Genomic DNA, 22,297 nt, shown 5'->3' with positions numbered 1-22,297 from the left:
GCACCGTGGGGACGGGGGCGGCGCGCACCACCCGGCCGGGTGGGGCCCCCTTGAGCGGAGGGGCGTCCCACCCGGCCGACGGCGTCACACGTCCTGGCCGCTGCCGCCGCCCGTCGACACCTTGATGCCCTTGGTGATCGTGTCGATGACCGACACGTCCTTGTCGGCGTCCACCCCGAAGCGGAGCACCACCAGCCGCTTCGTGTCCGCGGGCGCCGGGAACGCCAGCGACTCGACGTAGCCGTCCGCGCCCTTGCTCGTGACCGCCTTCCAGCGCACCAGGTAGCCCTTCTGCCCGGCCACCGTCACCGCCTTGGAGGCGAGCACCTGGTGCGAGGTGATCGCGCCGTACGTCGTGCCGCCGTAGGACTCCTCGGCGTTGGCCGAGATGTCCGCCTTCGCGACCGCCTCGGCGGTCTCGCCCTTGGTCTCCAGCACCTCGACGGGCGCCGAGTACACGCCCCCCTCGGTGCACGTCTTGGAGGTGTCGCCGGGGCACTTGTAGGAGGAGTCGGAGGTGACCTGCGCGCCCACGCTCGACTCCTGGCCGGTCCAGCCGTCCGGGATCGGGATGCTGATCCCGTTGAGGGCGTCGGTCACCGCACCGCTCTTGATCTTCGGCGCCTCGGACTCCCCGGGCGACGGGGAGGCCCCGCCCGGACCCCCGGAGTCGCCCTGGCCGCCGGAGCCGCCCGAACCGCCGGAGTCGCCGAAGGGCCCGCCCTGGCCGCCGCCGTCCTGACCGCCCGTGCCGCCGGGCCCGCCCTGCCCGCCCGGTCCCTGGGCCGTGCCGCCGCCGCTCGAGCCGTCGCCCCCGGCCAGCGCGTACACGCCGACCCCGATGCCGGCGAGGACCGCCACGGCCGCGGCGACGGCTATGCCGGTCCGCAGTCCGCGCCGGCCCGTGCCCGGCGGCGCCGCGGGATACCCCGGATGACCGGGATACACCGGGTACGACCCGTCCGCCGGCGTCTGCGCCGGCGGACCCCATACGGCGGCCGAGCCCGCGGCGCGGGTCTGGTCCGTCCATGCCTTGCCGTCCCACCAGCGCTCGGTGGCGGGACCGTCATTTGTCTGCCCCGGATCGGGATACCACCCGGGAGGAGTCACCTGCGTCATGTCCCCACCGTATGAGGCGTCGGTGAAAGCCGGATGAGAGGGAGGGCATTCGGTGGGAATCCGCTGCCGGCGCCCCGCCGCCCGGCTGGCTTGATGTGGACGTCAATTCGGTGCCCTTCACTCGCCGTTGACGTCAGGGGAGCACTTCCGCAGGCCCGCCGGGGCGTCCGGGACCGCCGCGTGTCACCCGTGGAGGCGGGACCTGCCCGGACCGCCCTCCGCGCGGGCGTCCGGAAGGCTACGCTCGACGTCGGTACGTCGTTCGGGCGACTTGGGGAGGTAGCGGGATGACGGAGGTCAGGCCGACGGCGGCCGCCTCGGCTTCCCTGTGGGAGCGCGAGCGGGAGGTCGCCGCCATCGCCGAGGCGGTGGAGACTCTCTGCGCCGACCGGTCCTCGTCGGGTCACCTGCTGGTGCTCCGGGGCGAAGCGGGCTTCGGCAAGACCGCGTTGCTGGCCGAGACTCGCCGCATCGCCGAGAGCCGCGGCTGCACGGTCTGGTCGGCCCGCGGCGGCGAGACGCTGAGGTCCGTCCCCTTCAACGTGGTACGGCAGTTGCTCCAGCCCACCCTGCTCTCCCTGCACCCGGAGGAGGCCCGCGAGTACCTCGGCGACTGGTACGACATCGCCGGCCCCGCCCTCGGCATATTGGAGCCCGGCGAGGGCCACGCCGACCCGCAGGGCGTCTGCGACGGCCTCGTCGCCGCCGTGACCAGGCTGGCCAGGCGCGACTACCCGCTCGTCCTGCTGATCGACGACGCGCACTGGGCCGACCAGGAGACCCTGCGCTGGCTCGTGGCGTTCGTCGAACGCCTCGACGAACTCTCCGTCCTGGTCGTCGTGGCCCGCAGGCCCGGTGAGATCAAGGGCGACGCCGCCCGCCACCTCGACGCCGTCGGCCTGGCCGCCGGCCGCGCGGTCACCAGCCTCAGCGCCCTGACCCCGACCGCGGTCGCCGGCCTCACCCGGGCCACCCTCGGCCCGCACGCCGACGCCGCGTTCTGCCGCGAGGTCTGGGCCGTCACCGACGGCAACCCCTACGAGACCGTCGAGCTCCTCGCCAAGGTCCGCGACAGCGAACTCGAGGCGAGCGAGTCCTCGGCGGGCGAGCTGCGCGCCCTGAACCGGGCGGCCCGCGGCGGCGGCCTCGTCGACCGCCTGGAGAAACTGGGCGTCGACGCCACCAAGTTCGCCATGGCCGCCGCGATCCTCGGCGCCGACATCTCCGTCGACCAGGCCGCCCTGCTCGCCGGACTCGGCCGCGACGACGCGGCGCGCTGCGCCGAGCTGCTGCGCAACGCCCGCATCCTCACCGAACCCGTCCCCGGGGCCGTCCCGGCGGGGGACGGCGATCTCGAGTTCGTCCACCCGCTGATCGCCTCCGCCGTCTACGACTCCATCCCCGGCGGCCTGCGCACCGCGATGCACGGCATCGCCGCCCAGGTCGTCACGGACGCCGGCAAGGGTCTCGCGGCCGCCTCCCGCCACCTGCTCCAGGTGCACGCGGAAGGGGACGAGGAACTCGTCGAGCAGCTGCGCGAGGCAGCCCGCGAACACCTCGCCGTCGGCGCGCCCGACGCGGCCCGGCGCTGTCTGGAACGGGCCCTGAGCGAGCCGCCCGCCCCGGAGGTCCACGCGCACGTGCTCTTCGAACTGGGCTGCGCCACCCTCCTCACCGCCCCCGCCAGGACCATCGACCACCTGCGCACCGCCCTCGCCATGCCGGGCCTCGACGGCGCCGAGCGCGTCGACGCCGTCTACCGCCTCTCCCAGGCGCTCCTGCACAACGACCAGCTGGAGGAGGCCGTCCGCACGGTCGAGGCGGAGGCCGCCCGGCACGCCCCCGGCCCCGCGCGGATGCGGCTCCAGGCGGTGCAGTTCATGTGGGAGGGCGTGTACGCCGGGGAGACGACCACCCCGCGCCGCTCCGAGCGGCTCGCCGAGCTCGCCGCGACCTGCGTCGGCCGGGACAACGCCGAGCGCGCCCTGCTCATCCTGCGCGGCTTCGACGCCATGACCCACGGCGAGAACGCCGAGGAGGTCGCCGAGTTCTGCGACCGCGCCCTCGTCAACGGCGGCCTCGCCCCCGGTCTCGGCTGGACCGACCAGGAGTGGGGCATCGAGCTGCTGATGATGCTGGCCAGCTGCTACGCCTACACCGACCGGCTCGACCGCGCCGACGCCCTCTTCAACGAGGCGCTGCGCGCCTACACGTCCGCCGGCTGGAGCGGCGGCCACCTCGCCCTGGCCCACGCCTACCTCGGACTGGGCCTGCGCCGCCGGGGCCGTCTGAAGGACGCGGAGGAGTCCCTCAGGGAATCGCTGCGGGTCGCCGAACGCGTCGGCCGCGGCCTGCCCCTGTACTGGTCGGCCACCTGCAACCTCGTCGACACGCTGCTGGCCCGCGGCCATGTCGCCGAGGCCTGGGAGACCGCCGAACAGTACGGGTTCGCCCCGCCGTACCCGTCGACGATCGTGCTGCCCGACCCCCGCTCGGTGCGCGGCCGGCTGCTGCTGGCCGTCGGCCGGGCCAAGGAGGGCGTCAACGAGCTGGAGGCGGCCGAGAAGGCGGCCGCCGCGCGTGGCCACCTCAACCCGGTGATGGTCCCCTGGGCCGTCGAACTCGCCCGGGCGCTGGCCACCGAGGATCCGGCCCGGGCGAACCGGCTCGTCTCCGAGGCCCGTCGTCAGGCCGAGCGCTTCGGCACCGACACCGCCATCGGGGAGGCGCTGCGCTGTGCCGCGGCCCTGGAGACCGGCCAGCGGGCGGTCCGGCTGGCCCAGCAGGCCGTCACCTTCCTGGAGTCCTCGCCCTGCCAGTACGAACACGCGGCCGCCCGCGTCGAGTACGGCATCCTCTCCCGTTCGGTGTCCGAACTCGGCCGCGGCCTGTCGCTGGCGCGGTCCTGCGGGGCGGACGGCCTGGTGGACAAGGCCCAGCAGGCACTGCGCGGCATGGGTGCGCCGCAGGTGGGCCTGGTCCCCGGACAGACCCGGAGGTAGCCGCGGCGCGCCGCCGGTGGAGGTGACACCGGCGGCGCGCCGCGGCGGCTCGTGGGGGCGCCGATCCGGCCTCGCCGGCACACGACGAACCCCCCCTCCGCCTCGCCCTCGGCCCGCAACGCGGCGACGTGCCGCTCCGTACGGCCGGGATCGCGGCCGTGGGCGAGGACGAGGTGGCCGGGCCGGACCAGCGCGAACGCGACGTACCGCCGAGGCCGGAGGTGGCGCCGGTGATCAGGACGGTGGACATGCCCCGAGGCAGGAGACACCGGTGTCCGGGGGGTGCCGCCGATGCCACGACCGGCAGGATCACCCCCCGGCCGTACGCCCTTCAGCCGGTCCCGTCCTCCTCGGCCAGCACCCGCTGGGCCGTCGCGAACGCCGAGTTCGCCGCCGGAACCCCGCAGTAGACCGCCGTCTGGAGCAGCACCGCGCCGATCTCCTCGGGCGTGAGCCCGTTGCGCCGGGCCGCCCGCACATGCATGGCCAGCTCGTCGTAGTGGCCGTGCGCCACCAGCGCGGTCAGCGTGATCATGCTGCGCTCACGGCGGCTCAGCGTCGGGTCGGTCCAGATCTCGCCCCAGGCGTAGCGGGAGATGAAGTCCTGGTAGCGCGCGGTGAACGCGCTCTGCCGGGCCTGCGCCCGGTCCACGTGCGCGTCCCCGAGCACCTCCCGGCGCACCTCCATGCCCCGCTTGGCCCCGCCGTCGAGATGGGCGCGCAGCACGGTCAGCACGGCCTCCGGGCACTCGGCGGGCGCGAGGTGCGAGGCGCCCGGCAGCTCGACCAGCGTGGCGCCCGGCACCGCGTCCGCGATCTCCCGCAGATGCGCCGGCGGCGTCGCCGGGTCCTCCCGCCCCGCGATCAGCAGGGTCCGTACGGCGATCTCGGGCAGCCGCTCGCGCAGATCGAACGCGGCCAGCGCGTCACAGCACGCCGCATAGGCCCCCGGGTCGGCGTCGCGGTGGTCGGCGACCAGCCTCGGCACCGTGAACCCGGGCGTGAACCAACGGGCGTCCGCGCCCTCGGCGAGCCCCGCCAGCCCCTCGCGGCGCACCAGCGCCGCCCGCTCCTCCCACGGCCTGGACCCGTTGAAGTGGGCCGACGAACAGATGGCCGCGAGGGCCGTCACCCGCTCCGGGTGATGCAGCGCCAGATGCAGACCCACCGCGCCGCCCAGGGACACGCCGGCGTACGCGAACCGCTCCAGGCCCAGCGAGTCGGCCAGCGCCAGCACCAGGTCGGCGAGATCACCGACGGTGGCGCCGGGGCCGATCAGGTCGGCCGCCGAACCCCCGTGCCCGGGCAGATCCCAGCGGACCACCCGGTGCGTCGCGGACAGCTCCGGCGCGACCGTGTCCCACAGGGCGTGCGAGGTGCCCAGCGACGGGCCGAGCAGCAGCGCCGGACCGGAAGTCGGGCCCTCGGCGAAGTGGTTGAGCAGCTTCTCGGTCAACGTCGCTCCAACGCACGGTCGGTGAGGCTTCCGGCGGAACCGGTGTAGCGGGCGGGGTCGGTGAGGTCGCCGAGATCGACGTCCTTCAAGTCGGGCTCCTCGGCCAGCAGTTCGGCCAGCGGACGGTCCTCGGCGTAGGTGCGCCGGGCGAGCCCGGTGAGCAGTTCCCTGGCGCGGGCACGGCCGAGCGCGGCCGACAGCGCGGCGGACAGCCGCTCGGAGACGATCAGTCCGTGGGTGAGGTCGAGGTGCGCGCGCATCGCGTCCGCGTCCACCCGCAGCCCCTCGGTCAGCTCGGCCGCGTCCCGGGCGGCCCCGCCGGCCAGTCGCAGCAGCTCCCTGAGGGGCTCCCACTCGGCGTGCCAGGCCCCGGCCGGCCGCTCGTCCTGCGCCGCGAGCGACCCGTAGAGGGTGGCCGCGAGCTGCGGGGCGCGCAGGGCGGCGGCCGCGATCAGTGTGGACCGCACCGGGTTGGCCTTGTGCGGCATGGCCGAGGAACCGCCGCCGCTGCCCTCCGCCACCTCGGCGATCTCGGTGCGGGCGAGGGTCAGGACGTCCGTCGCGACCTTCCCCAGCGCGCCCGCCGCGAGGGCCAGGCAGCCGGCCAGGTCGGCGATCGGGGTGCGCAGCGTGTGCCATGGCAACAGCGGTGCCCGCAGCCCGAGTTCACCGGCGAAGGCGGCGGGCAGAGCGGTCGCGTCGGTGGCGCCGTACGCCGTGAAGGCCGCCAGTGTCCCGGCCGCGCCGCCGAGCTGGGCGGGCAGCGAGTCCCGTACCGCCGTCACCCGGTCCCGCGCGTCCAGCACCAGCGACCGCCAGCCGGCCGCCTTCAGGCCGAAGGTCGTCGGCACGGCGTGCTGGGTGAGCGTCCGGCCCGGCATCGGCGTGTCGCGGTGCTCGGCGGCCAGCCGGGCCAGCGCCCGCTGGACCCGGTCGAGGTCGGCCAGCAGGAGAGCGAGGGCGCGCACCGCGACCAGCATCGTCGCCGTGTCCATGATGTCCTGGCTGGTCGCGCCCCGGTGGACGTACGGGCCGTGCTCCTCACCGACCGCCTTCGTCAGATCGGCGACCAGCGGGATCACCGGGTTCCCGCCGCCGCGCGCCCGGTCGGCGAGCGAGCGCACGTCGAAGCCGCCGTCGCCGGCCGCCGAGGTGACGGCCGCTCCGGCGCCCCGCGGGGCCAGCCCCAGCGACTCCTGGGCGCGGGTCAGCGCGGCCTCCGCGTCGAGCAGCGCCCGCAGATAGGCGTCGTCGCCGGTCGCGGCCGCGGCGGGGGAGCCGGCCCACCCGGGGGCGAGCAGACCGGCGTCGTGGTGCGCAGTTGTCACTGGAACTCCAGGAAGACCGTCTCGCCTTCGCCCTGAAGGCGGATGTCGAAACGGTAGGTCCCCAGCTCGCCCCGGGTGGCGACGAGCGTGTCGCGGCGCGCCGGGTCCACCCGCGTCAGCAGCGGGTCGGCGGCCAGCGCGGCCTCGTCCTCCGGCAGGTAGATCCGGGTGAACAGATGCACCAGCAGCCCGCGGGCGAACACGCAGACACTCAGATACGGGGCGCTGTGCCCGCGCGCGCCCGGTCGCAGCGTCCGCGCCGACCAGTGGCCGTTGGCGTCCGTCTGGATGCGGCCCCAGCCGGTGAACTCCACGCCGTTGCGGCCGAGGAATCCGCCGCTCGACGGGTCCCGCCGCATCGAGCCGTCCACCTGCGGCAGATTGCCCTCGGGGTCCGCGCCCCACAGCTCCAGGAACGCGTCCGGCAACGGGTTGCCCTCCCCGTCGTACACATAGCCCTGCAGCGCGATCGTGTCCGGGTGGCCGAGCGGGGCGATGTCACCGCCGCCGGGAAACGGCAGTGCGTGGCCGTAGAACGGGCCGACCGTGTGCGACGGAGTGGGCAGGACGGTCTCAGGACGGCTCGTGTCGATCTTCGTCATGGCAGCTCAGCGTCCTTCTTCGATCCAGGTGGCGTGCGGCCCGTCGAGCACGATGTCCCAGTGGTAGCCCATCGAGAACTCGGGCACCGACAGGCTGTGGTCGTAGGTGGCGACCAGCCGCTGCCGGGCCGCGTCGTCCGTCACAGACTGGATGATCGGGTCGTACGGAAAGAGCGGGTCGCTCGGGAAGTACATCTGCGTCACCAGCCGCTGGGTGAACGCCGAGCCGAAGAGCGAGAAGTGGATGTGGGCCGGCCGCCAGGCGTTGACGTGCTGCCGCCACGGATAGGGGCCCGGCTGCACGGTGGTGAAGCGGTAGAAACCGCTGTCGTCCGTCAGCGTGCGGCCGACCCCCGTGAAGTTCGGGTCCAGCGGGGCGTCGTGCTGCTCACGCTGGTGCGCGTAGCGGCCCGCCGAGTTGGCCTGCCAGATCTCGACCAGCTGACCGCGGACCGGACGCCCGTCGCGGTCCAGCAACCGGCCGGAAACCGTGATCCGTTCACCGATCGGCTCGCCGTGGTGCTGCCGGGTGAGGTCGTTGTCGATCTCGGTGATGTCCCGCTCGCCGAAGGCGGGCGAGACCAGCTCCACCAGTTCCGGGTCCTTGCTGACGTCGATGGCGACCGGCGGCTGCTTCGGGTGGCGCAGGACGGAGGAACGGTACGGCGCGTAGTCGCGGCGCGGCTGGTGCTCGACCGGCGCGCCGTCGGCGATCCGCTTCTCGTACGCGGCGTGCTCGGCCGCGATCTCCTGGTCGATGTCGGCTTGCGTGAGAGTCATGGCACTTCCCGGGTTTCTTAGCGTTCGAGGACGAGGGCGAGGCCCTGGCCCACGCCGATGCAGAGGGTGGCGACCCCGATGCCGCCGCCCCGGCGGGCGAGCTGGTGGGCGACCGTGCCGGCGAGCCGGGCACCGGAGGCGCCGAGCGGATGACCGAGGGCGATCGCGCCGCCCTGCGGGTTGAGGACCGCCGGGTCGAACTCGGGCCATTCGGCGACACAGCCGAGGACCTGGGCCGCGAAGGCCTCGTTCAGTTCGAGCACCGACAGGTCGGCGAATCCCTTGCCCGCCTTGGCGAGCGCGCGGTGGACGGCCTCGACGGGAGCGAGCCCGAAGTACCGCGGGTCGATCGCGGACACCCCGGTGGCGCTGACCCGGGCGAGCGGCTCACGTCCGGTCGCCTTCAGCCCCTCCTCGTCCACCAGCAGCAGGGCCGCGGCGCCGTCGTTCAGCGGCGAGGCGTTGCCCGCCGTCACGGTCCCGTCCTCGGTCCGGAACGACGGCCTGAGCCTGGCCATCGCCTCCAGCGAGGCGTCGGCCCGTACGCATTCGTCGGCGCCGAACACGACGGGGTCGCCCTTGCGGCGCGGGATCGACACGGGCGCGAGCTCGGCGTCGAACAGACCCGCCTGCTGGGCCGCTGCGGCCTTGCGGTGGCTGGCGAGGGCGAACTCGTCCTGCTGTTCGCGGCCGATCTTGTGCTTGTCGGCGATCAGCTCGGCCGACTCGCCCAGCGGGATCGTCCACTGCGGGTCCATCCGCGGATTGACCATCCGCCAGCCCAGCGTCGTCGAGTACAGCTCGGCGTGCCCGGTGGGGAACGCCCGGTCGGCCTTCGGCAGCACGTAGGGCGCGCGGGTCATCGACTCCACACCGCCGGCGACGGCGACGGAGGCGTCGCCGGCCGCGATCGCGCGGGCCGCCTGGATGACCGCCTCAAGACCGGAGGCGCACAGCCGGTTCACGGTGACACCCGGCACGGAGGTCGGCAGCCCCGCGAGCAGCGCGCCCATGCGGCCGACGTTGCGGTTCTCCTCGCCGGCCCCGTTGGCGTTGCCGAAGTACACGTCCTCGATGCGCGCGGGGTCCAACGCGGGTGTACGGGCGACGACTTCACGGATGGCGTGGGCCGCGAGGTCGTCCGGGCGCACCGAGGCCAGCGCGCCGTTGTAGCGGCCGATCGGGGTGCGGACGGCGTCGACGATGTAGACGGTCCTGGAACCGTTGCTCATGACCGGACCTCCTGGGCGAGACGGACCTCGGCGGCCGTCTTGGACACGATCTCCTCGGTGCTGACACCCGGCGCGGTCTCCACCAGCACCAGACCCGCCTCGGTGACGTCGAGGACGCCCAGGTCGGTGATGATCCGGTTCACGCAGGCCTTCCCGGTCAGGGGCAGCGCGCAGTCCGTGAGGATCTTGGGGCTGCCGTCCTTGGCGGTGTGGGTCATGACGACGATGACCGTGCGGGCGCCGTGCACCAGGTCCATCGCCCCGCCGATCCCGGTGATCATCTTGCCGGGGATCGCCCAGTTCGCCAGGTCGCCGCGCTCGGACACCTGCATCGCGCCCAGCACGGCGACGTCGATGTGCCCGCCGCGGATCATGCCGAAGGACAGCGCCGAGTCGAAGAAGGACGCGCCCGGCAGGACTGTCACGGTCTCCTTGCCGGCGTTGATCAGGTCCGGGTCGACGGCGTCCTCGGTGGGATAGGGGCCGGTGCCCAGGATGCCGTTCTCGCTCTCCAGCACCACCTCGACGTCCGCCGGGAGGTAGTTGGGGATCAGGGTCGGCAGCCCGATGCCGAGATTGACGTACTGACCGTCCCGCAGCTCACGTGCGGCGCGGGCGGCCATCTCCTCGCGTGTCCAGGCCATCACTCGCTCACCGTTCCCTCTGCCGCGGGCGCGGAGACCGTCCGCTGCTCGATCCTCTTGTCCGCCGCCTGCTCCGGGGTCAGCACGATGACGCGCTGCACGAAGATGCCCGGCAGATGGACCGCGTCCGGGTCGAGCTCACCGGGCTCGACGAGCTCCTCGACCTCGGCGATCGTGATCCGTCCGGCCATCGCGGACAGCGGGTTGAAATTGCGCGCGGACTTGTTGAACACCAGGTTGCCGTGCCGGTCGCCCTTCGCGGCCCTGACCAGCGCGTAGTCGGTGCGGATGCCGTGCTCCAGCACGTACTCCGCGCCCTCGAACTCCCGGACCTCCTTCGGCGGCGAGGCCAGGGCGACGCCGCCCTCGCCGTCGTAGCGCCAGGGCAGCCCGCCCTCCGCGACCTGGGTGCCCACGCCCGCCGGGGTGTAGAAGGCGGGGATCCCGGCGCCGCCGGCCCGCAGCCGCTCGGCCAGCGTGCCCTGCGGGATCATCTCGACCTCGAGCTCGCCGGACAGGTACTGGCGGGCGAACTCCTTGTTCGCGCCGATGTAGGAACCGGTCACCCGGGCGATCCGCCCGGCCGCGAGCAGCACCGCGAGGCCCGACTCCATCGCGCCGCAGTTGTTGGAGACGACCGACAGTCCGGTGACGCCCCGCTCGTACAGAGCCTGGATGAGGACGTTCGGCACGCCGCTCAGTCCGAATCCACCCACTGCCAGAGACGCGCCGTCCGGCACGTCGGCCACCGCCTCCAGGGCCGTGGCGACCACCTTGTCCATCCGTGAAGCCCCATCTCTTCCGCGCGTCCCCGGCCGCCAATTAATCAGGGCACTGATTATTTCACCGGGGTTTCCCACACGCTGCCACCGTGGACCGGAGCAGTCAAGGCCCCAGGCCGGAGGTCAGGGAAGGGTCACACAGGTACAAGACCTGGACGATGGCGCGCGGTATTGTTCAGTGCACCGACGAAATCTTACGCTGAGGAGCGCACATGGCCGCGGTGGATCTCACCAGCCACCCCGGGCACCTGGCCCGGCGGCTCCAGCAGGCGCACTACCTGCTGTGGAACACGATGGTCTCCGAGGAGATCACCTCGCCGCAGTTCGCGGTCCTCAACGCGCTCGTCGCCGAGCCGGGCCTCGACCAGCGCACGGTGGGGGAGCGGGTGGGGCTCGACCGCTCCACCATCGCCGAGGTGATCAGCAGGCTCATGCGCCGCGGGCTGCTCGACAAGGTCCGCGACCCGCAGGACGGGCGCCGCTTCCTGCTGGGGCTCACCGACGAGGGGACGCGCACCCACCGCAGGCTGACGGTCCGCACGGCCCGGATGAACCAGGTCTTCCTGTCGCCGCTGTCGGCCGCGGAGCAGACCCTGTTCCTCGAGCTCATCCAGCGCGTCTCGGACGCGGCCGAGGGACTGCGCAACCCCGGGGAGCCGCTGGTCGCCCCGTCCTGAACACGGCGCGGCCTGACTACCGCGTGGCCTGAGCGCTGTGTGGGCTGAACACGATGTGGCCTGACTCCGGTGTGGCCTGACTCCGGTGTGGCCTGACTCCGGTGTGGCCTGATCACGGCCTGTCGGAACCGCTCGTCCCGGTCACGCCCCGCCCCCGTCCGGATCACGGTGTCCGGGCGGGGCGGGGTGCGCGATCCCGGTGCGCCGACGTGGTGTGCGGGCGCAGGGGTGTCGGTCGGCGGGTGTGGGTGTGGGTGTGGGTGCGAGTCTGGGTGTGGGTCTGGGTCTGCGGTGGGCGCGGGTCTGGGGTGGGCGCGGGTCTGGGGTGGGCGTGGGTCTGGGGTGGGCGTGGGTGTGGGGGTGGCTGAGGGTCGTCAGGGTGCCTTGGCGAACACCACCCACACCTGGCCCTCGGCGAAGGACACCGGGGTGCCGTCGACGGTCGCGAAGTCGGTGCCGTCCGTGGCCGTCGTCCGTCTCCAGTTCACGTCGTGGACCCGTCCGTCGCGCAGCACCCTCGCCTTTCCCGAACCCACCGTCTCGGTGTAGGGCGTGTTGTTGCCGAGGAAGTCGTGGAAGCCCGACGCGCGCACCTTCACGTACTGCACGACCACCGTGGCCGGGGCCACCCGCCGCCCGTCGGTCGTCACCGTCGGCGCGCCGTCGGTCGAGACCAGCCAGCGCGCCCGGCTCGCCGACCAGGTGAAGGTGAAGCGGGCCGCCGGGTAGCGCACGGTCAGCGAGGGCTGCGCCGTACCGCCGGCGGGTGCGGGGCCGTAACGGAACCCCGTGGTCAGCGCGGCGGAGCCCGGCGCGGAGGGCAGCAGGCGATCCGGGTGCACGTAGAGGTTGTGGGGCGCGGACCGGTCGGCGCCCCGGTAGTAGGCCCCGGCTCCGGCCGGGTCCTCGGGCGTGACGGCGTCCAGCGGCGCCCGGTCGATCAGCGGCAGCAGCTTGCCCTGCGCTCCGGAGAACGCCAGCACCGGCCGCTCGAACTGGCCCAGCAGCTCCAGATCGGACTCGCGGGCGCTGCGCACGGGGCCGACGGCCTTCGGCAGCGTGGTCGCGTACACGGCCATCAGCCGGCTCAGCCCGCCCTCGACCTGCTCGGCGTAGACGACGTCCGCGGAGTCCAGGCCGGTCTGCGGCCGGGCACCGGGGGCGTTGTCGATCTTCACGGCGAGTACGGAACCGACGGCGGCCGAGGGGCTGGTGCTCCCGCTCGGGTTCGGCTGCTGCGACGCGCTCCGGCCGTCGTCCTTCGTCGGCGGCTCGCGGCTGGTCGTGCAGCCGGCCGCGAGGACGACCGCCAGAACGCCGGCCAGCAGCGCCGCGGCCACCGAGCGGCGCCCGGCGTGCGTCGTGCGCGCCGGATTCCCCGGATGTCCCGGACCGCTCGGTATCGGTCCCGGTCTCGGTCGCCGCGTTCGTCCGGGCCGGCCGAGTCGCCCCGGAATGTTCGGGCGTCTCGGATGTCCAGGATGTCTTTGGCGTCCCGAACCACTCGTGCCTGTCATGGCCACCCCCGTTTCGTGTCTCGATTGTGCGCTCGTCCGTTCGAAAGTGGCTATGCGTGCGTGCGTGTGTGCGGGCAGGCGGGCGGGCGAGGTCGGGGGAGGAGGGGGGCTGGGCCGGGGTGGGGTGCGACGGAGGAGGGCGGCGAGACGGGCCGGTGCAGCGCGGGGTGGGACGAGGCAGCGCGGGGAGGGGTGAGCTGGATGCGGCCTGCGGGCCCGTGGACCTGGGAGCCCGTGGACCTGGGGGCCCGTGGGGCGTGGGCTTCGTGGTTCGCGGTCCGGGGGTCGGGTACCCGGGCCGCAGCCAGGACCCGGTACCCCCGGACCAGCCGGACGGGCCGGTCGGCGGAGGGAGCGCGGCGCGATGAAGGCAGTGACCTGGCAGGGCAAGCGGGACGTTCGGGTGGACACCGTGCCCGATCCGACGATCCAGGAACCGACGGATGCCGTCATCCGCATCACGTCCACCGGCCTGTGCGGCTCGGACCTGCACCTGTACGAGGTGCTCACCCCGTTCATGACCCTGGGTGACATCCTCGGCCACGAACCCATGGGCATCGTCGAGGAGGTCGGCGCCGCGGTGCCGGACCTCCGGGCCGGGGACCGGGTCGTGGTGCCCTTCCAGATCGCCTGCGGCAACTGCTGGATGTGTCTGAACGCGTTGCCCACCCAGTGCGAGACCACCCAGGTCACCGGTGAGGGCATGGGCGCCGCCCTGTTCGGCTACACCCGCCTGTACGGGGCGGTGCCCGGCGCGCAGGCGGAGTATCTGCGGGTGCCGCAGGCCCAGTTCGGCCCCATCAAGGTGCCCGAGGGCCCGCCCGACGACCGCTTCGTGTACCTCTCCGACGTGCTGCCCACCGCCTGGCAGGCCGTCGCCTACGCGGACATCCCCGAGGGCGGCACCGTCGCGGTGCTAGGCCTCGGCCCCATCGGCGACATGGCCTGCCGTGTCGCCCAGGTGCGCGGCGCGAGCCGGGTGTTCGGCGTGGACCTGGTCGGCGACCGGCTGCGCCGGGCCCGCGCGCGGGGCGTGGAAACGTTCGACCTGCGCAGCTTCGACTCCGAGAAGGAACTCATCGCCGCGATCCGCGACGAGACCGACGGTCGCGGCCCGGACGCCGTGATCGACGCCGTCGGCACCGAGGCGCACGGCAGCGCGGCCGCCCGCATGATCCAGAACGCCGCCGCCATGCTCCCGCGCAAGCTGAGCGGCCCGCTCGCGGAACGTTTCAGCGTCGACCGGCTCGCCGCCCTGCACACCGCCATCGAGCTGGTGCGCCGCGGCGGCACCCTCTCGCTCGTCGGCGTCTACGGCGGCATGGCCGACCCGCTGCCGATGCTCACCATGTTCGACAAGCAGCTCCAGATCCGCATGGGTCAGGCCAACGTGCGCCGCTGGTGCGACGAGATCCTGCCGTACCTCACCGACGAGGACCCGCTCGGCGTCGACGACTTCGCCACCCACCGCGTACCGCTGTCGGACGCTCCGCACGCGTACGAAATGTTCCAGCAGAAGCAGGACGGCGCGGTGAAGGTGCTGATGACCCCGTGAACCGCGAGAGCCGACGGTGAGCGCGTAACCGGTTACGGGTGAGCTGAGGACCCGTAACCGGTTACGGGTCAGGTGTGGGTCCGTAACCGGTTACGGGTCAGGTGTGGGTCCGTAACCGGTTACGGGTCCGGTGTCATCCCGAAACCGCTTGCGGGTCAGGGGCGGGATCGAAACCGGTTGCACCGGTTGCACCGGTTCCGCAGAAACAGCGGCCGAGCCCGGCGTTCCACGCCCGCTTCGGGAGGACGCGGCCGGCACCGGTCGGCGTCCGGTCGCGGAAGAAGCTCTTGGGCCGCAACCGGATGCCGAGGAAGCTCGGGGTCCGTAACCGGTTGCGGAAGACGTACTGGGTCCGTAACCGCTTGCGGAGGAAGCTCTACGTCCGCCACCGGTTGCGGAATCACGTCGCGGGCGGCGCCCCCAGAATTTCGGCCAGGTCGTAGCGCACCGGCTCCTCCAGTTGCGCGTACGTGCAACTGGAGGCGGTCCGGTCCGGGCGCCAGCGGCGGAAGCGGGCGGTATGCCGGAACCGGGCGCCGTTCTCCATGTGGTCGTACGCCACCTCGACCACCCGTTCCGGCCGCAACGGCACCCACGACAGGTCCTTCTTGCCCGACCAGCGGCTCGGAGCTCCGGGCAGGCGTGCCGACTCGTGCGCGGCCCCCTCCGCCCAGGCCGCCCACGGATGGCCCGCCGCGTCCGCCATGCGCAGCGGCTCCAGCTCCTCGATCAGCTCCGCCCGGCGTTTCATGGAGAAGGCGGCCGACACGCCGACGTGCTGGAGGACGCCCCGGTCGTCGTACAGGCCCAGCAGCAGAGAGCCGACCACCGGTCCGCTCTTGTGGAAGCGGTATCCGGCGACGACGACGTCCGCCGTGCGCTCGTGCTTGATCTTGAACATGGCGCGCTCGTCCTGGCGGTAGTGCAGGGCGAGCGGTTTGGCGATCACCCCGTCCAGGCCCGCGCCCTCGTACTCCTCGAACCACTGCCGCGCCACCTCGGCGTCGGTCGTCGCCGGCGCCACGTGCACGGGCGCCGTCACCCCGGCGAGCGCCCCGGTCAGCAGTTGGCGGCGGTCCGCCAGCGGGACGTCCAGGAGCGACCGGTCGTCGAGGGCCAGCAGGTCGAACGCGACGAACGACGCCGGGGTCCGTTCGGCGAGCGTGCGCACCCGGGAATCCGCCGGGTGGATGCGCTCGGTGAGGGCGTCGAAGTCGAGCCGACCCTCCCGGGCGATCACGATCTCACCGTCCAGCACACACCGCTGCGGCAACCGTTCCCGCAACGCTTCCACCAGTTCCGGAAAATACCTGGTCAGCGGCTTTCCGGTGCGGCTTCCCAGCTCGACCTCGGCACCGTCGCGGAACACGATCGCGCGGAAGCCGTCCCACTTCGCCTCGTACTGCATGCCCGGCGGAATCGCCGCCACCGACTTGGCGAGCATCGGCTTCACGGGCGGCATCACCGGCAGATCCATGCTCCGATTCTGCGCGAGGATCGCGGGGACCGCCCGGCGTGCGCGCGGCCGCGAGCTGATGCGAGCCGTCGGAGGTGTGTCTACCGTGGCTCGCATGGGAGATGCGGTGGAACTGGAAGTGGCCGGCCGGACGGTACGGCTGTCCAGCCCCGACAAGGTCTTCTTCCCGGAGCGCGGCTTCACCAAGCTGGACCTCGCCCGCTACTACCAGGCGGTCGCCCCCGGCATCCTGCGGGCCCTGCGCAACCGCCCCACCACCCTGGAGCGCTACCCGGACGGCGTCACCGGCGAGTCCTTCTTCCAGAAGCGGGCGCCGAAGAACATGCCCGACTGGATCCCGACCGCGCACATCACCTTCCCCAGCGGACGCAGCGCCGACGAGATGTGCCCGACCGAGGAGGCCGCCGTCCTGTGGGCCGCCCAGTACGGCACGCTCACCTTCCACCCCTGGCCCGTGCGCCGCGACGACGTCGACTCTCCCGACGAACTGCGGATCGACCTCGACCCGCAGCCCGGCACCGACTACGACGACGCCGTCCACGCCGCCCATGAACTGCAGTCCGTCCTCGACGAGTTCGGCGGTCTGCGCGGGTGGCCCAAGACCTCCGGAGGCCGTGGTCTGCACGTGTTCGTGCCGATCGAACCCCGCTGGACCTTCACGCAGGTCCGGCGGGCCGCCATCGCCGTCGGCCGGGAGATGGAACGGCGGATGCCGGAGCGGGTCACGATCAAGTGGTGGAAGGAGGAGCGGGGCAAGCGCATCTTCATCGACTACAACCAGACCGCCCGCGACCGCACCATCGCCTCCGCCTACTCCGTACGTCCCCGGCCGCACGCGCCCGTCTCGGCGCCGCTGCGCTGGGAGGAGGTCGGCGACGCCCGTCCCGACGACTTCGACCTCGCGACCATGCCGGCCCGGTTCGCCGAACTCGGCGATGTGCACGCCGACATGGACGACCACGCGTTCTCCCTGGAGGCCCTCCTCGAACTCGCCCGCCGCGACGAACACGACCACGGACTGGGCGATCTGCCGTATCCGCCGGAGTACCCGAAGATGCCCGGCGAGCCGAAGCGGGTGCAGCCGAGCCGGGCCCGGCACGAGGACGCCCCGGGCGGACCCGGGGCGTCCTAGATGTACTGACCCGTGAGGTTGGGGACGCAGCGGGCCAGGCGCAGACGGCCGGTCTCGGTCAGGGGTGCGTTACGGTGGGGCACGAGGGCCTTTCGGTCAGGTGTCGACGTCGCAATCCACACCGAACCGGAAGGCCCTCACCTGTTCAAGATCCCTCAGCCGAGACCTGGCTCACCCATCCACAACCTCCCGAGACAGAACACCTAGACCGCTCCCCTCAGAGTTCTTCAGAGCTCCTTGACGCGGATGTCCCGGTACGAGACGACGTCCGTCGTGCTGTGCACCTGGAGCCCGAGGTAGCCGGAGGCGAAGCGCCGGCCGTCCGTGCCCGGGTCGTCCGCGCGCGGCGGGGAGAACACCTGGCCGCCGGTGTTGTCGAACTCGTTGATCAGTACACCGTTGCGGTAGACCGAGTAGTGCTGGTCGACCACCCTGATCTCGTAGTCGTTCCAGGTCCCCTTCTGGGTGACGCCCGCGCCGGCGAGTCCCACCCGGTCGAAGCCGTAGACCGAGCCGGTCTTGTACATGTCCCCGTCCGGCCGGTCCAGCACCTGTACCTCGTGCCCGTACTTGATGGCGACCCACTCCGGTCGCGGCTCCTCGGCGTGGTCATGGACCCACGGGAAGCGCACGAACACACCGGAGTTGGCGTTGCCGGCGCCCGGGGCGTCGTCGCGCCACTGGAGCTTCAGCGAGAAGTCGCCGTACTTGCGCTCGGGGAACCACAGCATGCCGAGGCCCTCGCGCGTGGTCCCGCTGGTGATCGATCCGTCGGGATTCCGGGCGAACGAACCGCCGCCCACCTGCTGCCACTTCGCGAACGACTCCGCGCTGCCGTCGAGGATCGTGCGGTAGCCCTCGGTCTGGCCGGGCTTGCCGATCCCGGACTGCCGCGCCGCCTCCTGGACGGCGTCGTACTCACGCTGGTCCACGACCCCCTGGGCGAGCAGCGCGTCGAGGACCGTCTTCACGTGCTTGAGGAACAGCGCGTGGGACGTCCACTCCTTCTCGTCCTCGATCAGTTCGTTGATCCGGCAGCGCTTGTCCGTCAGCCGGTTCGGCACCCCCGAGTCGACCGTGCCGACGATCACCGTCAACCGCTCGTCGTATTCGGGGCAGTTGGGGGCGGGGACCTGGCTCGACACCACGGTGAAGGTCACCGTGCGCGCGGTGGAGGTGTTGCCCGCCTTGTCGGTGGCGCGGTAGGCGAGGGTGTGCGGGCCGGCACGGTCGACCACCACCGGGATGGTGTAGGCGATGTACGGTCCACCGTCGAGTGAATACTCGATCCGGTCGACACCCGAACCGTGTTCGTCCGTGGCGCTCACCGTCACCCTGGCGTTGCCGACGTAGGCGCCGCCGGAGTTCTTCGTGCCCTCGACGCTCACGCCGGTCACCGGGGGCGTGGTGTCCTGCGGGGCCGCCGCGACGACGGTGAACCGGACGCTCTTCTCGGCGGCCGAGTTGCCCGCCTTGTCGGTGGCCCGGTACCGCACGGTGTGGGTGCCGACCTGGTGCACCATCACGGGCGCGGTGTACGGCTGCCAGGCCCCGGAGCCGACGGCGTACTCGACGGTGTTGACGCCGGATCCGGTGTCGGAGGCCGACACGGTGACGGTCGCCATGTCGATGTACGTGCCGTCGGGGTTCTGCTCACCGCTCACCGTCCCGGAGGTGTCCGGGGGTGTCGTGTCGTCGGAGGGCGGGGCGACGACCGTGAACGCGACGGTCTTCTCCGCGGAGACGTTGCCGGCCTTGTCGAACGCCCGGTAGCGGATCTGATGGCTGCCGACCTGATCGACGACGACCGGTGCGGTGTACGGGATCCAGTCGCCTGCGGTGCCGACGGCATACTGGATGCCGTCGACGCCGGACCCGCCCTCGTCGGTCGCCCCGATCGCGACGCTCGCCGAGCCGACGTACTCGCCCTGCGCGTTCTGTGTGCCGGTGACCTGCGCCGCCGTCTGCGGCGGTGTCGTGTCCTCGCCGCCGCCCTCCGTCACCACGAGGATGCCCTGCATCTGGCCGTGGCCGGGGATCGTGCAGTGGTAGAAGTAGCGTCCCGGGGTCAGGGTGACCTCGGCGGTGTGCCGGCCGCCCGCGTCGTCGTTCGGGTTGGCCAGGATGTTCAGCGTGACGTCGTCGTTGAACTCGGGGTCGTTGGTCGCGAACGTCAGCGTGTGCGGCATGCCCATGGTGTTGCCGGTCGCCACGCTGTTCTCGAAGACGATCGTCGCCTGACCCGCCACCGCCGTCGTCGGCGCCGAACCGTACCGGGTGATGTCGTCGCCCGCGGTCCAGGTGAGCACCTGGGCGGCCGCGGCGGACGGCTCGGACTGCGCCGCGGTGGGCGCCGCCTGGAGACCGAGCGTCATCAGTACGGCGGCCAACAGGGCCGTCAGGACTCTTCGTTGCCGTGTCCGCAGAGTCACCTGGTCCCCCTCGCCAGCCGGTCGGCGGCCGGTGTGGGACCGCCGCCCTTGTACGTGACCCGCCACAGCGCCGACTTGGCGTCCGAGGTGAAGAAGCCCCGGCCGTAGTCGAGGACGTACAGGGCGCCGTCCGGGCCGAACTTCCAGTCCATGAGGTTCTTGATGCCGTCGTTGCCGACCGGCACGATCTTCTTCAGCGACTCCGAGTGGACCGGCAGACCGCCCGAGCCCTGCGTCCTCGGATCCATGACGACCGCGTTGCGCGGCTGATCGGCGTCGTAGAAGTCGCCGACGAACCACTTGCCGTCCCAGTAGGCGGGCCACCTCACCGCACTCGCGCCGGCGGCGTCGTAGCGGTAGACGGGACCGTTCATCGCCGCCTGCCCGCCGCCCTTGAGCCACGGCAGCCGGTACGTCGCCTGGTCCTGCCGGTAGGACGGCACGCCGTTCGCGTCGCGCGGGTAGTCCGGTGCGCCGCCCTGAGGCGAGTACCAGATGTTGTTGCCGGTGACCGGCGGCAGGTTGACCAGGCCGTCGTTGTTCGGCGACTCGTTCTTCGGGTGGTCGCAGTCGTACCAGCCCAGCGGCTGGGACGGATCCGGCAGGTTACGGTCCCGGTACGGCTGCTTGTTGCCCATGCAGTACGGCCAACCCCGGTTGCCCGCCTGGGTGATGACGGCGAACGTGTCGTACTTCGCCGGTCCCCAGACGGGTGACGGCTCGCCCGCGTCCGGGCCGACCCAGCCCGCGTACAGGATGTCGGTGGTGCGGTCGACGAAGATGCGCGCGGGATTGCGGACGCCCATCACATAGATCTCGCCGCGGGTCTTGCCACCGCCCTCCTCGGTCTCCCGGCCCGTGAACAGGTTCCCCGCCGGAAGCGTGTAGGTGCCGTCGGGCTCCGGATGGATGCGCAGGATCTTGCCGTTGAGGTTGTGGGTGTTCCCGGCCGTGCGGCGCGCGTCCGCGAAGGAGACGCCCTTGAAGTTCGGCTGCGGGTTGTTGCCGGAGTAACCGCCGCTGAAACCACTGGAGTTGTTGTCACCGGTGGCGATGTACAGGTTGCCCTTCGAGTCCCAGGTCATCCCGCCCCCGGCGTGACAGCAACTGTGCACCTGCACGGGCCACTTGAGCAGCACCTTCTCGCTGCCGAGGTCGAGCCGGTTCGTGGCGGGGTCGAGCGTGAAGCGGGAGACCCGCCGCTCGGCCGTCCGGGTGTCACGGTCGACGCCCGAGTGGGGTGTGTAGTGCAGGTACACCCAGCCGTTCTGCTCGAAGCGCGGGTCGAGCTCGATGCCGAGGAGGCCTTCCTCGACCTTGACGAGCTCGTCGCCGCCGCCCTTGTTGCCGAAGACCGTCAGCTCCCCGGCCAGCGTGACCTTCTTGGTCGCCGGGTCGTAGACGTGGACCTGGCCCTTGCCCTTGCCGACGTCCGGGCTGTTCCAGTCGGTGATCACCGGCCGGGAGGAGTCGGCGCCGCCCCGCCCGATGTAGAGGACCCGGCCGTCGGGCGCGGTGACCAGGCCGTGCGGTTCACCGATCTGGTCGTTCCGGCCGGGCTGGTTGGCCGGGGTCAGACGCTCGGCCTGGTAGTTCTTGGTGATGGTGGCCTTGCAGTCGGCCTGCACCAGCCGGGACGTCCAGAGCAGGGCGCCGCGCAGATGCGTGCGGAAGTCCGTCTCGTCGTACGACGAGACCGTGCCGCCCATACCGGTGTAGAAGGAGCGGCCGCCGTCGTAGTCACGGCACCAACTCACCGGATGGTCCGTGCCGTTGGCGCTCGCGCCCGGCTGGTAGGTCGACTCGCGCACCCGGGCTACGGTGTGCACCTCGCCGGAGGGGTTCTTCACCCAGTTCGGCCACCGGTCCGGGCGCTTCCACTCCAGCGGCAGCGCACCGGTGGCCGGATGCCGCCGGTCGCCGACCTCGACGGTGGCCCGCTGCACGGCCGTCGGGCTCGAAGTGGCGGGACGGGCGCCGATCAGGCCGGTGAACCAGTCCGAGTACGGCTCCGCGCGGGCCGCGTCGTGGACGCCGACGAATCCGCCGCCGGCCTCCATGTAGGCCTCCAGGCCCGCTTCCTGCTCCGGATCGAGGACGTCACCGCCCCCGGTCAGGAACACGACCGCGTTGTAACCGCCCATCCTCGTCCCGTCGGTGAAGACGGAGGCGTCGTCCGTGGCCTCGACCTCGAAGCGCTGGTCCGCCGGACCGGACAGGCCGATCCGCTCGACGGCCTCGATACCGGCGTCGACGACCGGTGACTCGTCCCCGGCCGCGGCCGACCCGTGGAAGATCAGTACCCGTACATGCGGGCCGCCCGGCGGCGACTTGATGGACATCGTTGTCAGGGGTGGCTCCGGGGCCGGGCGCGCGTCCGCGGCCGGCGCGGACAGCAGGCCCGCGACGAGCGTTGCGCACGCCACGGCGGTCACCCGGATTCGTCCTCTCGTACTCAACCCTCGTAAGTGCATGGGCACCTCCTCGGTCACAGCGACAGCGCCAAGGAAGCTAGACCCCTTCTGCATGAGTCGCCAAGGGCTATGACCGCAATGGCATGAA

Annotated in this window: 16 protein-coding genes and 1 pseudogene; 4 read left to right on the top strand and 13 right to left on the bottom strand. The window is 72.3% G+C overall.

Annotated features, from left to right (window positions below):
• Nucleotides 1-84 precede the first annotated feature (84 nt).
• Nucleotides 85-1,119, bottom strand: a complete 1,035-nt coding sequence (locus J2X68_RS14105) for a DUF2510 domain-containing protein (protein WP_310432856.1) — start codon at nt 1,117-1,119, stop codon at nt 85-87.
• Nucleotides 1,120-1,406: 287 nt separating this feature from the next.
• Between J2X68_RS14105 and J2X68_RS14100 the strand changes: the two genes are divergently transcribed.
• Complete coding sequence (locus J2X68_RS14100; RefSeq protein WP_310432855.1) at nt 1,407-4,121, top strand: AAA family ATPase; 2,715 nt, start codon at nt 1,407-1,409, stop codon at nt 4,119-4,121.
• Nucleotides 4,122-4,213: 92 nt separating this feature from the next.
• Here J2X68_RS14100 and J2X68_RS14095 read toward each other — a convergent pair.
• The 8 genes and pseudogenes from J2X68_RS14095 to J2X68_RS14060 all read right to left on the bottom strand — a co-directional run.
• Nucleotides 4,214-4,371: pseudogene (locus J2X68_RS14095) on the bottom strand (SDR family NAD(P)-dependent oxidoreductase); the annotation flags it as partial.
• An 81-nt stretch (nt 4,372-4,452) separates the two neighbouring features.
• Entirely contained in the window at nt 4,453-5,577 is a 1,125-nt protein-coding gene (gene pcaD, locus J2X68_RS14090; RefSeq protein ID WP_310432854.1) for a 3-oxoadipate enol-lactonase, read from the bottom strand.
• The gene (gene pcaB / locus J2X68_RS14085) at nt 5,574-6,905 is read right to left on the bottom strand and encodes a 3-carboxy-cis,cis-muconate cycloisomerase (RefSeq protein ID WP_310432853.1); all 1,332 of its coding nucleotides are present in this window, start codon (nt 6,903-6,905) and stop codon (nt 5,574-5,576) included. The genes pcaD and pcaB overlap by 4 nt, the downstream gene beginning before the upstream one ends.
• Nucleotides 6,902-7,507, bottom strand: a complete 606-nt coding sequence (gene pcaG / locus J2X68_RS14080; RefSeq protein ID WP_310432852.1) for a protocatechuate 3,4-dioxygenase subunit alpha — start codon at nt 7,505-7,507, stop codon at nt 6,902-6,904. Before pcaG ends, pcaB begins: the two co-directional genes overlap by 4 nt.
• Before the next feature lie 6 nt (nt 7,508-7,513).
• The gene (gene pcaH / locus J2X68_RS14075; RefSeq protein ID WP_020129410.1) at nt 7,514-8,287 is read right to left on the bottom strand and encodes a protocatechuate 3,4-dioxygenase subunit beta; all 774 of its coding nucleotides are present in this window, start codon (nt 8,285-8,287) and stop codon (nt 7,514-7,516) included.
• Nucleotides 8,288-8,304: 17 nt separating this feature from the next.
• Nucleotides 8,305-9,519 carry a thiolase family protein gene (locus J2X68_RS14070; protein WP_310432851.1) on the bottom strand — a complete coding sequence of 405 codons (1,215 nt, stop codon included), beginning with the start codon at nt 9,517-9,519 and terminating at the stop codon, nt 8,305-8,307.
• Nucleotides 9,516-10,163, bottom strand: coding sequence for a CoA transferase subunit B (locus J2X68_RS14065; RefSeq protein ID WP_310432850.1), 648 nt, complete (start codon nt 10,161-10,163; stop codon nt 9,516-9,518). Before J2X68_RS14065 ends, J2X68_RS14070 begins: the two co-directional genes overlap by 4 nt.
• Nucleotides 10,163-10,945, bottom strand: coding sequence for a CoA transferase subunit A (locus J2X68_RS14060; RefSeq protein ID WP_310432849.1), 783 nt, complete (start codon nt 10,943-10,945; stop codon nt 10,163-10,165). The genes J2X68_RS14065 and J2X68_RS14060 overlap by 1 nt, the downstream gene beginning before the upstream one ends.
• 212 nt (nt 10,946-11,157) lie before the next feature.
• On the opposite strand from J2X68_RS14060, the gene J2X68_RS14055 reads away from it, so the two are divergent.
• Nucleotides 11,158-11,622 carry a MarR family transcriptional regulator gene (locus J2X68_RS14055; protein ID WP_310432848.1) on the top strand — a complete coding sequence of 155 codons (465 nt, stop codon included), beginning with the start codon at nt 11,158-11,160 and terminating at the stop codon, nt 11,620-11,622.
• Nucleotides 11,623-11,996: 374 nt separating this feature from the next.
• Here the strand turns inward: J2X68_RS14055 and J2X68_RS14050 are convergent, their stop codons facing one another.
• The gene (locus tag J2X68_RS14050; protein WP_310432847.1) at nt 11,997-12,962 is read right to left on the bottom strand and encodes a DUF3048 domain-containing protein; all 966 of its coding nucleotides are present in this window, start codon (nt 12,960-12,962) and stop codon (nt 11,997-11,999) included.
• 541 nt (nt 12,963-13,503) lie between these two features.
• Between J2X68_RS14050 and J2X68_RS14045 the strand changes: the two genes are divergently transcribed.
• Nucleotides 13,504-14,694, top strand: coding sequence for a zinc-dependent alcohol dehydrogenase (locus J2X68_RS14045; protein WP_310432846.1), 1,191 nt, complete (start codon nt 13,504-13,506; stop codon nt 14,692-14,694).
• Nucleotides 14,695-15,094: 400 nt separating this feature from the next.
• On the opposite strand, the gene J2X68_RS14040 is transcribed toward J2X68_RS14045, so the two are convergent.
• The gene (locus J2X68_RS14040; protein WP_310432845.1) at nt 15,095-16,171 is read right to left on the bottom strand and encodes an ATP-dependent DNA ligase; all 1,077 of its coding nucleotides are present in this window, start codon (nt 16,169-16,171) and stop codon (nt 15,095-15,097) included.
• Between the two features lie 94 nt (nt 16,172-16,265).
• Here J2X68_RS14040 and ligD point away from each other — a divergent pair, with 94 nt between their 5' ends.
• Nucleotides 16,266-17,303, top strand: a complete 1,038-nt coding sequence (gene ligD, locus J2X68_RS14035; RefSeq protein WP_310432844.1) for a non-homologous end-joining DNA ligase — start codon at nt 16,266-16,268, stop codon at nt 17,301-17,303.
• A gap of 227 nt (nt 17,304-17,530) precedes the next feature.
• Here ligD and J2X68_RS14030 read toward each other — a convergent pair whose 3' ends face one another.
• Together J2X68_RS14030 and J2X68_RS14025 are read right to left on the bottom strand one after the other, a co-directional pair.
• On the bottom strand, nt 17,531-19,678 hold the full coding sequence (locus J2X68_RS14030) for an OmpL47-type beta-barrel domain-containing protein (protein ID WP_310433078.1): 2,148 nt from the start codon (nt 19,676-19,678) through the stop codon (nt 17,531-17,533).
• A 53-nt stretch (nt 19,679-19,731) separates the two neighbouring features.
• Nucleotides 19,732-22,209 (bottom strand): ThuA domain-containing protein, encoded by a 2,478-nt coding sequence (locus J2X68_RS14025; protein WP_310432843.1) that lies wholly within the window; start codon nt 22,207-22,209, stop codon nt 19,732-19,734.
• Between the last annotated feature and the right edge of the window lie 88 nt (nt 22,210-22,297).

This window comes from Streptomyces sp. 3330, assembly GCF_031456635.1.
Lineage (GTDB): Bacteria > Actinomycetota > Actinomycetes > Streptomycetales > Streptomycetaceae > Streptomyces.
Note: the sequence above shows the minus strand (reverse complement) of the source record. Positions and strands in the feature narration are given on the sequence as shown.

Coding starts and splice junctions, on each gene's coding strand:
- pcaG (WP_310432852.1), bottom strand. CDS start 7,507: ATGACGAAGATCGACACGAGCCGTCCTGAGACCGTCCTGCCCACTCCG.
- J2X68_RS14100 (WP_310432855.1), top strand. CDS start 1,407: ATGACGGAGGTCAGGCCGACGGCGGCCGCCTCGGCTTCCCTGTGGGAG.
- J2X68_RS14065 (WP_310432850.1), bottom strand. CDS start 10,163: ATGGCCTGGACACGCGAGGAGATGGCCGCCCGCGCCGCACGTGAGCTG.
- pcaH (WP_020129410.1), bottom strand. CDS start 8,287: ATGACTCTCACGCAAGCCGACATCGACCAGGAGATCGCGGCCGAGCAC.
- ligD (WP_310432844.1), top strand. CDS start 16,266: ATGGGAGATGCGGTGGAACTGGAAGTGGCCGGCCGGACGGTACGGCTG.
- J2X68_RS14030 (WP_310433078.1), bottom strand. CDS start 19,678: ATGACGCTCGGTCTCCAGGCGGCGCCCACCGCGGCGCAGTCCGAGCCG.
- J2X68_RS14060 (WP_310432849.1), bottom strand. CDS start 10,945: ATGGACAAGGTGGTCGCCACGGCCCTGGAGGCGGTGGCCGACGTGCCG.
- J2X68_RS14055 (WP_310432848.1), top strand. CDS start 11,158: ATGGCCGCGGTGGATCTCACCAGCCACCCCGGGCACCTGGCCCGGCGG.
- J2X68_RS14105 (WP_310432856.1), bottom strand. CDS start 1,119: ATGACGCAGGTGACTCCTCCCGGGTGGTATCCCGATCCGGGGCAGACA.
- J2X68_RS14045 (WP_310432846.1), top strand. CDS start 13,504: ATGAAGGCAGTGACCTGGCAGGGCAAGCGGGACGTTCGGGTGGACACC.
- J2X68_RS14025 (WP_310432843.1), bottom strand. CDS start 22,209: ATGCACTTACGAGGGTTGAGTACGAGAGGACGAATCCGGGTGACCGCC.
- J2X68_RS14040 (WP_310432845.1), bottom strand. CDS start 16,171: ATGGATCTGCCGGTGATGCCGCCCGTGAAGCCGATGCTCGCCAAGTCG.
- J2X68_RS14070 (WP_310432851.1), bottom strand. CDS start 9,519: ATGAGCAACGGTTCCAGGACCGTCTACATCGTCGACGCCGTCCGCACC.